The following is a 12,432-nucleotide window of genomic DNA, read 5'->3' as shown; positions in this document are numbered from 1 at the left end:
ACAAACCACCCGTTTGACGGGTGGTCATGATTATTTTCATAAAAACTCTTGTGTATGAAATTGAAAATAATAGGAAGTTGAGAATGCTTGATAAACAGTATCCACTGATAAGAATCTTGTTAACGGTATGTAGCGTAAAATAATTTCAAGAGGCAAACAAAATCCTTGTTTATTGGAGGGAAATTCGATAAAATAGAAAGGATTTAATATTTTATTATAAAGGAAAAAGTTAAGTGATGAAACATCAATTTTACGGAGAAAAGCGCCAGCGTTTTTCTTTTAGAAAGTTATCAGTAGGTCTGATATCAGCGACTATTGGAAGCTTCTTTTTGGGTTCTGTAGTTGGGACTAGTACACAGCCTGTTGAAGCAGCAGAGTTACCAGCGAATCAAGCTGTTCAGATTCACTATAAGTATGTTATGGAATCAGAATTGACAGATACTGAAAAGGGAATGATTGTTAAGGAACTTCCAAAATTTGTAGAGGAAAGTACAGATGCATACTACTTGGTTTATCGTCCTAAAAAAGAAGGAAGATTGATAGGAAACTTACCAAGTACTGGTTACTCTGGTATGTGGGAGGCAATCTTTGCAACAGCTGGTATTGTTCTTGCGGTCTTGGTAATTTCTAAGGGGAAAAATGGAAAAAGATACCTATCTTCGATTTTATTGGTGACTGGACTAGGCTCTATCTATCTTTCTCCTGCTACATTTGCGGTTACAAATATTGAGCTGGCTGCTTATAATCAGCTTTTAAATTTGGGACTAGGAGAGCAACTACCTCAGCCCTTGAACATTGAAAATTTTGAATACATTGGTTATCTGAAGAGTCAGGCTATTTTGAAAAATTCTCTGGAGCAAGGTGAAGAATCTAAGCATAAAGCTAATCAGACTGTGAATCAATCAGTGGACGGTTCTGAAAATGACAAAGCGGTGGCAGTATCAAAAGCAGATAGTTCAGACAAGTCGACAGATGAAAAACTGGAGCTTGTCAATGGAGCAAACCGAGTGCCGTCGGGAAGCTCAATTTCTGATCGCTCTGAGTTACAATTATCTAGTCAAGATGAAAGTCAAACGCAAGTGCTTCCTTATCAAACAGAATATCGCTATTCGGATAATCTTGTTAAGGGGCAAACAAAGACCATTCAGGTGGGTGTATCTGGGGAACGTACAGTGATTACTCGTCGCTACAGTGCTAATCAGAAGGTGATAAAATCTGAGTTGGTGTTTGATCAAGTGACAGTCCAACCTATTTCAGAGATTATTTTGGTGGGCACGGCAGAAAGTAATCAATTGCTTAAAGAATCTCCTGTTCACGACTTACCAGAGTACACAGCTCCTGTGGGTACATCTGGTACAGAGCCCGCTCCTGTTCACGACGTTCCAGAATATACAGAATCAGTCGGTACCGTAGGTCCAGAGCCTGCTCCAGTTCATGATACTCCAGAATATACAGCTTCGGTAGGTACATCAGGTGACGCCCCAGCCCCCGTTCACGAAGTTCCAGAGTACACAGATCCAGTCAGCACAGCCGGTGCAGAACCCGCTCTTGTTCACGAAGTCCCAGAATATACAGACCCAGTCGGCACAGTGGGTGACGCACCAGCTCCAGTTCATGAAGTCCCAGAATATACAGAAACAGTCGGCACAGCCGGTACAGAACCTGTTCCTGTTCACGACGTTCCGGAGTACACAGATTCAGTAGGTACAGCTGGTGACGCCCCAGCTCTCGTTCACGACATTCCCGAGTACACAGCTCCAGTCGGCACAGCAGGTGACGAACCCGCCCTGGTTTATGACTTGCCAGAGTATGCAGAATCAGTCGGCACAGCAGGTGACGAACCCGCCCCAGTTCATGAGGTTCCCGAGTACACAGCTTCGGTAGGTACAGCAGGCACAGAGCCAACTCCTGTTCATGAATTTCCCGAGTACACAGCTCCTGTGGGCACAGCCGGTGACGAATCTGCTCCGGTTCATGAATTACCGGAGTACACATCTCCAGTCGGCACAGCCAGTGACGCCCCAACTCCGGTTCACGAAGTCCCAGAATATACAGACCCAGTAGGCACAGCCGGTAACAACCCAGCTCCGGTTCACGATTTGCCAGAGTACCTAGTTCATGAGGTTCCCGAGTACACATCTCCAGTAGGCACAGCCGGTGAAGATTCAACACCAGTTCATGAATTTCCCGAGTACACAGAACCTGTAGGCACAGTGGGTGACGCACCAGCTCCAGTTCATGAAGTCCCAGAATATACAGAATCAGTAGGCACAGCCGGTGACGCACCCGCCCCCGTTCATGAGGTTCCCGAGTACCCAGATCCAGTCGGCACAGTGGGTGACGCACCAGCTCCAGTTCATGAAGTCCCAGAATATACAGAACCAGTCGGTACAACTGGCGAAGAACCAGCCCTAGTTCACGATGCTCCCGAGTATACAGACCCAGTCGGCACAGCCGGTGCAGAGCCTGCTCCAGTTCACGAAGTCCCAGCCTACACATCTCCAGTAGGGACGGTAGGTACATCTGGTGACGCACCCGCCCCGGTTCATGAAGTCCCAGAATATACAGACCTAGTCGGCACAGTGGGTGACGCCCCAGCCCCAGTTCACGAAGTCTCAGAATACACAGAACCTGTAGGCACAGCCGGTGACGCACCCGCCCCGGTTTATGACCTTCCCGAGTATACAGAATCAGTCGGCACAGCAGGTATAGAACCTGCTCCGGTTTACGACTTGCCAGAGTATACAGACCCAGTCGGTACATCTGGCGACGCCCCAGCTCCAGTTCATGAAGTCCCAGCCTACACAGATTCATTGGGCACAGCAGGTGACAACCCCGCCCCCGTTCATGAATTACCCGAATACACAGATTCAGTAGGCACAGCAGGCGACGAACCCGCTCCGGTTCACGAAGTTCCCGAGTACACAGAATCAGTCGGTACAGCAGGTGATGAACCCGCCCCCGTTCACGAAGTTCCAGAGCACACAGAATCAATCGGTACATCTGGCGACGCCCCCGCTCCGGTTCACGACTTGCCGGAGTATACATCTCCAGTAGGCACAGCAGGCGACAATCCCGCCCCCGTACATGAATTACCCAAGTACACAGCTTCAGTAGGTACAGTAGGCACAGAGCCAACTCCTGTTCATGAAGTTCCCGAGTACACATCTCCTGTGGGCACAGCAGGCGACGAACCCGCTCCGGTTCATGAATTACCGGAGTACACATCTCCAGTCGACACAGCAGGCGACTATCCAGCTCCAGTTTATGAATTACCAGAGTATACAGAACCAGTCGGTACATCTGGCACAGAGCCTACACCAAGTTTTGACCTTCCTGAGTTAGAGCTTAGCTATGTAGATGAAACGAGAGTTGAAAAAGTAGCCTTTAAGATTGAGGAGCAGTATACTGATGAGTTGGTCAAGGATTCACGTATTGTAAGTGTTCCTGGAGTGGAAGGCGAGCGTACGATTAGAACAAGAGTCTACCATTCAAATAACCAAGAATTGGATCGTCAAGAATTATCTAATGAAGAAACCTTGGCACCAGTGACTCAGATTGTTAAAGTTGGAACAGCAAGTCCATTTATGATTCCAAATGATGCTCCAAAGGTTGAAGTCTTGGATGAATTTGATTTAATTCCTCTCTACAACCTTTTGTCGGAAGCAGAGCAAGTTAAATCACAGGCACGTTATTTTAACGATATCTCAACTCGCCAAACTAGTTACGATTCGGCACTCCTTATAGGTCAAGAATTATTGACGCAATCAGAAGCTAGCCAAGAGCAAGTCACCCAAGCAGTTGCAAGCATTGAAAATGCGAAAGAGCGATTACAGGGGCCAGACGTTACTAAGGTAGCTTTACAAACAGAATACCGAGAAAGTCAAGCCATCCAGGATAGTTTCAAGTACAAAAATGCTGACTCAGATAAGAAAACAAACTTTACAAGAGAATTTGCAAAAGCAGAAACAGTTTTAGCAAATCGACTAGCTAGCCAAGTTCAAGTTGATCAAGCCTTGGCGAACTTGACAGCAGCCAGAACGGCTCTAAATGGAGTTGCAAAGGTTAGACCAAATCTAAGTATCCTCAGTCTTACAGAAAATCCAGAAGATCGTTCTGTTACGGTTCAGTATAACCTGACTGATGAAACTCAATCATTACGGACAGCTACAGCAGAATTATATGAAGGTGACCAGCTTGTACGCTCACTTCCGATTACGAATTTTGCAGGCAGTCTCAAGATTGGTGATTTGGATCATTATACAGATTATACTTTGAAAACAAAATTAACCTACGAATTAGATCGAGGTCAGGTTACAGACTTTGAAAAGGACAGTCGCCAATTTGAACTCGAGTATAAGAAAATTTCTATCCGAAATGTAGAATCCGTTGAATTCTACAGCAAGGAAAATGATCAGTATAAACGCTTGATTTCTATGAATGCAGTTCCAAGCGATTTGTCAAATTACTTTGTCAAAGTTAAGTCTGCTGAGTCGAAAGAAATGCTTCTGCCAGTTCAGAGTGTTGCTGAAAGCACAAAAGATGGTAGGGAAGTTTATAAGGTCACTGTCTCTCTGCCTGAGCTCGTCCAAGAAAGTGAAACGGGTTATAAACCAGGATATGACTTCTACATCAGCAAGTCTCATTCAAATCAACAAGGTGTCTATACTAGTTTTGCAAGTCTGTTAGAAGCGATGAAGAGCAACATGGCAGGCAACTATGTGCTAGGAGCTGATCTAGATGCTAGTGAAGTAAGCTTAGCACCCAGCGATTATGTTTATTTACGAAACAACTTTACAGGTAGCCTTACAGGTAGTCATAATGGTAAACAGTATGCTATTTACAACCTAGCCAAGCCTTTGTTTGAGAATCTCAAGAGTGGTGCTAGAATTTCAAACATCGATTTGAAGGATGTCAATATTGTTGGGACTTATGATTCTGCAAGCTTGGCCCGTTCTGCGGAAAATGCTCACATTCAAGACGTATCTGCTCAAGGGCGAGTTGCCGTGGTAGGGAATGCCAGTCAGGTTGCAGGGCTAGTGGTTGTTGCAACTAACACGCAAATTACAAATAGTTCCTTTACAGGTACTATCCAGACTAACGATAAGCAAAGCAAGGCCTATAATGTTGGAGGTTTAGTCGCAAATCTGAAAGGAAATGCTTCCCTACTGACACAAAGTAGAGCAGATGTTACGATTTTAGCGAGTGCCAAGACTAATGAGCAACGCTTTGGAGGTTTAGTTGGAAGATTAGAAGCCAATGCTCGTATCACTAATTCCTATGCATCAGGGAAAATTCAGAACTCAACCAAGAATGGCCAAATTGGTGGAGTAGTTGGTTCAAATTACTACAATGGTTTGATTGACAACGTCTTGAGTAATGTCAGTGGATCAAGAGTTTATAGTATTTCTGGCGATCAAGGTTATAAAAATGACCGTATCACCAATGCCTATGCAGTCGAAGGAATTGAAACACTAGCAGAAGATCCATTTGCTAGCTCTAAGCTTAGTCTTGAACAAGCCCAAGACAAGCTAGGAGAGTTTGGAATCACGACAAGCCTGGACGACACCAATCTGAACCTCTATGCAGTAGATTATAGTAAGGCGAAGAAAGTAGACAGTAACCGTACTATAGCTTACTTAAATATGGAAAAACTTCTGCCATTCTATAATAAGGAAACAATCGTAGCTTATGCCAACAAGCTAGCGGAGGATCATAAGCTCAACACCAGCTATTTGCTCGATGTAGTTCCGATGAAAGATCAGCAGATCATCACGGATATTCATGGAAATAAGACAGGCATCAATCGTCTCATGCTTCATTACGAAGACAATACCATTCAGTATCTAGAAGTTACCTATAAGGGAGACTTTAAAAATAAGGCTATAGCAGAATATACCATCAAGGACTTGAATCTTCTCTATACTCCGGAAGCCTTCCTATCTGACTACAGCAAGATTCTCACCAAAGTTTTACCAGAGTTGAATAAGGTAGTTTTAGATTCAGCTGCTGTGAGAACGGTCTTAGGTATAAATGCAGAAACTTCTCTGGATGATCTTTATTTGGATAAAGCCTTTGATCAAGTCAAAGCTAACTTATCTGTGGAGTTACGCAAGGTTCTGGCTATGGACAAGTCCATCAATACTGAGGGAACTGTAGTAGCTGATTATATCGCTAAGAAAATCACTGATAATAAAGAAGCCTTCTTAGTTGGTTTAACCTACCTAAATCGTTGGTATAACATCAATTATGACACCATCAATGTCAAAGATTTATCTGCCTATAAGTTTGATTTCTTTGGTAATAACGATGCGTCGACACTAGACACGATCATTGCCTTAGGTCGCTCTGGTTTTGAAAATCTCAAGGCCAAAAATACTTATCAAACCTATGATACTTCCTTGTCTGAGGCAACTGGTAAGCGAGGCTTATTCAATTATCTAGAAAGTTATCGTAATCTTTTCTTGCCGTATAAGACTAATAACGAATGGCTCAAGGATAATACAAAAGCTTATATTATTGAGGCCAAGTCGGACATAGCAGAAGCCAAGGCCCTCCAAGACAATGCAAACGATAAGAGTAAGTATTCTGTCGGAGTTTATGATAAGATTACATCAGACAATTGGGAACATAAGAGCATGTTGCTACCGCTTTTGACCATGACTGAAAAGGGTGTCTATATCATTTCTAATATGTCTACCATCTCTATGGGAGCTTATGATCGTTACCGAGATATTGTTGATGGGAAGGTCCGTACAGATGCTGAACTTGCTAGCTATGTTGAAGATCGAGTGAGAAAGTCAGCTGAATGGCAGAGAGACCATTACGATTTCTGGTACAAGATTTTAAGTGATGAAAGTAAAGATAAACTCTTCCGTTCGGTCTTGGTTTATGATGGTTTTGCTCTCAAAGATAAGAATGGTCAAAGATATTGGGCTCAACCAAATGACAAGCAATCCACTGCAATGCAGGAATTCTTTGGACCAGCTGGTAAGTGGTATCCAAGCAAGGGCTATAATGCTTACGCAACAGGAAGTATGACCCATTTTGACAATGCTCGTCTGCTAGAAGATTACGGAAACTCTGTTTATACACACGAGATGACACACAACTCTGATGGAGCCATTTATTTTGAAGGCTTTGGTCGTCGTGAAGGTCTAGGAGCAGAACTTTACGCTCGTGGTCTGTTACAATCTACACCAAGCCCAGATGAAGCGACAATCACCCTCAATACTCTATTCAAGGTTGATAAGGATTCTAAGACACGTCTCCATACTTATAACTTTAAAGAGCGCGTTCAGAATGAAGCAGACCTAAAAGATTACGTTCATGGTATGTTTGATATGATCTATACGCTTGATTACCTAGAAGCAAGCTCTATCTTGAAGCAGACAGATGAAGCCAAGATGAAGTGGTTTAGAAAAATGGAAAACTACTACATTACTGATAAGTATGGCAAACAAACTCATGCTGGTAACCAGACACGGACCTTCACTGCTGAAGAGATTAAGAAACTAAAAACTTTTGAATCCTTGATTGACAATGATGTCATTACTCGACGCGAAAACAAGGATAGTGGCAAGTATGCACGAAATGGTTATCTCAGTCTCAGTCTATTCTCTCCAATTTATTCAGCGCTTAGCAATCCAACTGGTGCGCCAGGTGATGTCATGTTCCGTCGTACAGCCTATGAGTTGCTGGCAGCTAAGGGCTATCATGAAGGATTTATCCCATATGTATCTGGTAAATTGTCAGAAGAAGCTCTGAAAGAGGGCAGCACAACTTGGGATGGATGGCTCGGAAGAGATGTTGGTCTAGTGACAGACCAGAAGGTTTTGGAAAATGTCTTCAAAGGTGAGTATGACTCTTGGGCAGCCTTTAAGAAGGCCATGTACCAAGAGCGGATTGACAAATTGACAAAATTGAAGCCGATCACCATTGAATATGAACTCAGAAACCCAAATAGTACGAAGCAAGTAACTATTCGATCTTATAAAGATATGCAAAGGCTAATGGATGAGGCGACAGCAGAGGATGTTCGTAATATTGACAATGCTACAAGCCGCGTCGAAGCTAGCTGGGTTAACTTACTGAAGAAAAAGATTTATAATGCTTATCTTCGTACAACAGATGACTTCCGTCAGTCTATCTTTACCAAATAAGCTGCAGTATTACTTTAAAAAGTAGCATTATCCCTAGGTCTAAAAGGACTTAGGGATTTTTGTTCTGGAAATTCATATATAACAAATTGAGTTTAGAATAGTACATCATAGTTTTTTTAAAGTATTGTTAGAAATTACTTTAAAATTACCTCATCAATTTGTCCATATTCTATTTCAATCTACTATAAAAAAAGGAATTTATAGCAGGTTGAATCTATAATAGTACATTACGACTGCTAAAAATATTTCTAGAAATTAGTTTGACTTTCCTAATTGAATTGTTCATACTTTATTTCAATTTACTATATGACTTAAGGAAAATAAAGTGCCACTGATGATATTGTGGTCTACTTGGAAAAGCTTTGAATTTAACTTAAAATATGGTAGAATAACAATTATTAAAATTTGAAGGAGACATTTATGAAGACAAAAACACTAGCGCAAATTGCTGGAATTATTGGGACTATCTCAGGCTCGCTCTTGGCAATTTTGCCAGTCGTAATATTAATGGTTGCATCTATTTTTGCGAATGAAGATTTTGCAGGAGTAGTTTTAGCGATTATCTTCATTGTTTTTACCTTAGTAAAAATCGCAACTCTCATTCTTGGAATTCTCTCTCTAATCTACTATAAGGATGATAAGCGCATATCAATGGCGCCATCTGTTTTGTTAATCGTTGGTTCTGTAGTAGGACTGATTCCATTTTTAGGCTGGATTGGTGGAATTGTCATTGTCATCGGTGGCGCCCTATTCCTAACAAGTTTGAAACAATTTCAAGTTCAAGAATAGTTGTTTATTGAGAGAAGGGGAGGTCACCTCTTCTCTTTTTAGTCGATTTTGACTAGCTTTTTTGTGAAAAATTGTGTAAAATAGAATAGATAAACGAGGGAAACCTCGGAAAATAAAAGGAGTATCCATCAAATGGTAAAATTGGTTTTTGCTCGCCACGGTGAGTCTGAATGGAACAAAGCTAACCTTTTCACTGGTTGGGCTGATGTTGATTTGTCTGAAAAAGGAACACAACAAGCGATTGACGCTGGTAAATTGATCAAAGAAGCTGGTATCGAATTTGACCAAGCTTACACTTCAGTATTGAAACGTGCGATCAAAACAACTAACTTGGCTCTTGAAGCATCTGACCAATTGTGGGTTCCAGTTGAAAAATCATGGCGCTTGAACGAACGTCACTACGGTGGTTTGACTGGTAAAAACAAAGCTGAAGCAGCTGAACAATTTGGTGATGAGCAAGTTCACATCTGGCGTCGTTCATACGATGTGTTGCCTCCTGCAATGCCTCGTGATGACGAATATTCAGCTCACACTGATCGTCGTTATGCTTCACTTGATGACTCAGTTATCCCAGATGCTGAGAACTTGAAAGTAACTTTGGAACGTGCCCTTCCATTCTGGGAAGATAAAATCGCTCCAGCTCTTAAAGATGGTAAGAACGTATTCGTAGGAGCACACGGTAACTCAATCCGTGCTCTTGTAAAACACATCAAAGGTTTGTCAGACGACGAAATCATGGACGTGGAAATCCCTAACTTCCCACCATTGGTATTCGAATTCGACGAAAAATTGAATGTAGTTTCTGAATACTACCTTGGAAAATAAAAAATTGTAAGTTTAGGATTGATTTATATCGATTTCAAAAAGTTACACAAATAATTCAAGCGAAGGATTTAGTTCTGTCTTGCACAGAGCTGAGTCCTTTTAGTTTGATTTTATACTCTTCGAAAATCTCTTCAAACCACGTCAGCGTCGCCTTACCGTATATGTAGGATACTGACTACGTCAGTTCCATCTACAACCTCAAAACAGTGTTTTGAGCTAACTTCGTCAGTTCTATCCACAACCTCAAAGCAGTGCTTTGAGCAACCTGCGGCTCTCTTCCTAGTTTGCTCTTTGATTTTCATTGAGTATTTAAGTATAGTGGATTGAACCTAGAATAGTAGGCTACGGATTCTAAAATATTTATAGAAATTTATTTGACTTTCCTAATTTCTTTGTTCATATCTTATTTTAATCCACTATAATAATCAATATTGTTTACAATCTCATGTTACACTCGGTTCAGAGGCTTAAACATTTTCTCATAGCCTTAGAACGAGATCCCATTTCCAAGCACTAAAGAAGGGAATCATCGTGTCCTTTTTATTTATAAAAATACTTGTTATTAAAAAATTGATGATAAAAATCATGGTGCTATTCCTATCCTTGGTAGCTATGAGAGATAGTATACTCAGATTGGTCAATTTTGAAAGCCTCTGCTAACATGCTGTTCACTTGTTTTTGATTTGCTGAAATAGAAAGGGGATAAGTGCTCATTCATTATAAAAGCCATATAATGCTGACCAGCAGCCAAGAAAAATCTAACATTTAGGGCGCAGGTCATTCCTGTTTTTTACCAGCAAACTCTCCTCCAGTATCTGTAAGAATGATAGGAAAGAGATAGTTGAAGTCGGATTATGTGTGAGATTCATTTTGAAAATTAGTAAAAAAATGGTATAATGAATGGAAAAGATTCTGCTGAAAGTGAATTGGACTTTCAGAAAAAGAGAGCTTTTAAAGCTCTACAAACAGTTGAAGTGACTATTCGGAGGAAAAATGAATACTATTAAATTAACAACACTTGGTGGTGTGCGTGAAAATGGTAAAAACATGTACATCGCAGAAATTAACGACTCGATTTTTGTATTAGATGCAGGTTTGAAATACCCTGAAAATGAACAGTTGGGTGTCGATGTCGTTATTCCCAACATGGACTATTTGTTTGAAAATAGTGACCGTATTGCTGGGGTCTTCCTAACACACGGGCATGCGGATGCGATTGGCGCCCTCCCTTATCTCTTGGCAGAAGCTAAGGTTCCTGTATTTGGCTCAGAGTTGACTATCGAACTGGCCAAACTCTTTGTTAAGGGAAATGACAGCGTCAAGAAATTTGATGATTTCCATGTCATTGATGAAAATACAGAGATTGATTTTGGTGGAACGGTAGTATCCTTCTTCCGTACAACCCACTCTATTCCAGAAAGTTTGGGTGTGGTCTTGAAAACATCTGAAGGAAACATCGTCTATACAGGGGATTTCAAGTTTGACCAAACGGCTAGTGAATCTTACGCCACTGACTTTGGGCGTTTGGCAGAGATTGGTCGCGAAGGGGTCTTGGCTTTGCTTAGTGACTCAGCAAATGCAGATAGCAATATCCAAGTAGCTAGTGAAAATGAAGTTGGTGTAGAAATCACGCAAACCATTTCTGACTGGGATAGACGTATCATCGTTGCTGCGGTTGCAAGTAACCTTTCTCGTATCCAGCAAGTTTTTGATGCAGCTGCGGAGACTGGACGCCGTGTTGTCTTGACAGGATTTGACATTGAAAATATCGTCCGTACAGCGATTCGCTTGAAAAAATTGTCTCTAGCAAGTGAAAATCTTTTGATTAAACCAAAAGATATGTCTCGTTTTGAAGATCACGAATTGATCATCCTTGAAACTGGACGTATGGGTGAACCCATTAACGGCCTACGCAAGATGTCTATCGGTCGTCACCGTTATGTTGAAATCAAAGAAGGTGACCTAGTTTATATCGTTACAACGCCATCAATCGCCAAGGAAGCGGTGATGGCACGTGTAGAAAATATGGTTTACCAAGCGGGTGGAGTTGTCAAGCCAATTACTCATAGCTTACGTGTCTCAGGCCATGGGAATGCGCGTGATTTGCAATTGATGATCAATCTCTTGCAACCTAAATATCTCTTCCCGATCCAAGGAGAATACCGTGAGTTGGATGCCCATGCTAAGGCGGCTATGGCAGTTGGTATGTTGCCGGAACGGATTTTCATCCCTAAAAAAGGAACAACCATGTCTTATGAGCATGGGGACTTTGTTCCATCTGGTGCAGTGACAGCAGGCGATATCTTGATTGATGGGAATGCTATCGGGGATGTTGGGAATGTCGTCCTTCGTGACCGTAAGGTCTTGTCAGAAGATGGTATTTTCATCGTGGCTATCACTGTTAACCGTCGTGAGAAAAAAATCATTGCTAAAGCTCGAGTGCACACGCGTGGATTTGTCTATCTCAAGAAGAGTCGTGATATCTTGCGCGAAAGTACAGAGTTAGTCAATCAAACAGTAGAAGATTACCTCCAAGGTGAAGATTTTGATTGGGCTGAACTCAAAGGTAAGGTACGTGATCATTTGGCTAAGTTCCTCTTTGACCAAACCAAGCGTCGCCCAGCTATCTTACCAGTAGTCATGGAAGCAAAATAGG

4 protein-coding genes are annotated in these 12,432 nt (G+C 41.8%); all 4 read left to right on the top strand.

All coding sequences use genetic code 11. From position 1 onward, the window contains the following. The first annotated feature begins 236 nt into the window (after nt 1-236). The 4 genes from HMPREF2805_RS04360 (at nt 237) to HMPREF2805_RS04345 (ending at nt 12,431) form a co-directional block, all read left to right on the top strand. Nucleotides 237-8,162, top strand: coding sequence for an SIALI-17 repeat-containing surface protein (locus HMPREF2805_RS04360; RefSeq protein ID WP_083301280.1), 7,926 nt, complete (start codon nt 237-239; stop codon nt 8,160-8,162). Nucleotides 8,163-8,582: 420 nt separating this feature from the next. Beyond that, complete coding sequence (locus HMPREF2805_RS04355; RefSeq protein WP_075231554.1) at nt 8,583-8,951, top strand: hypothetical protein; 369 nt, start codon at nt 8,583-8,585, stop codon at nt 8,949-8,951. A gap of 132 nt (nt 8,952-9,083) precedes the next feature. After that, nucleotides 9,084-9,776, top strand: a complete 693-nt coding sequence (locus tag HMPREF2805_RS04350) for a phosphoglycerate mutase (RefSeq protein ID WP_070679035.1) — start codon at nt 9,084-9,086, stop codon at nt 9,774-9,776. A 993-nt stretch (nt 9,777-10,769) separates the two neighbouring features. Further along, nucleotides 10,770-12,431 (top strand): ribonuclease J, encoded by a 1,662-nt coding sequence (locus HMPREF2805_RS04345; protein WP_075231553.1) that lies wholly within the window; start codon nt 10,770-10,772, stop codon nt 12,429-12,431. Nucleotide 12,432: the final 1 nt, after the last annotated feature.

Origin of the sequence: Streptococcus sp. HMSC034E03, from assembly GCF_001811505.1 — a bacterium.
GTDB lineage: Bacteria > Bacillota > Bacilli > Lactobacillales > Streptococcaceae > Streptococcus.
The sequence above is the reverse complement of the archived record's forward strand: the minus strand, read 5'-3'. Positions and strand labels throughout refer to the sequence as shown.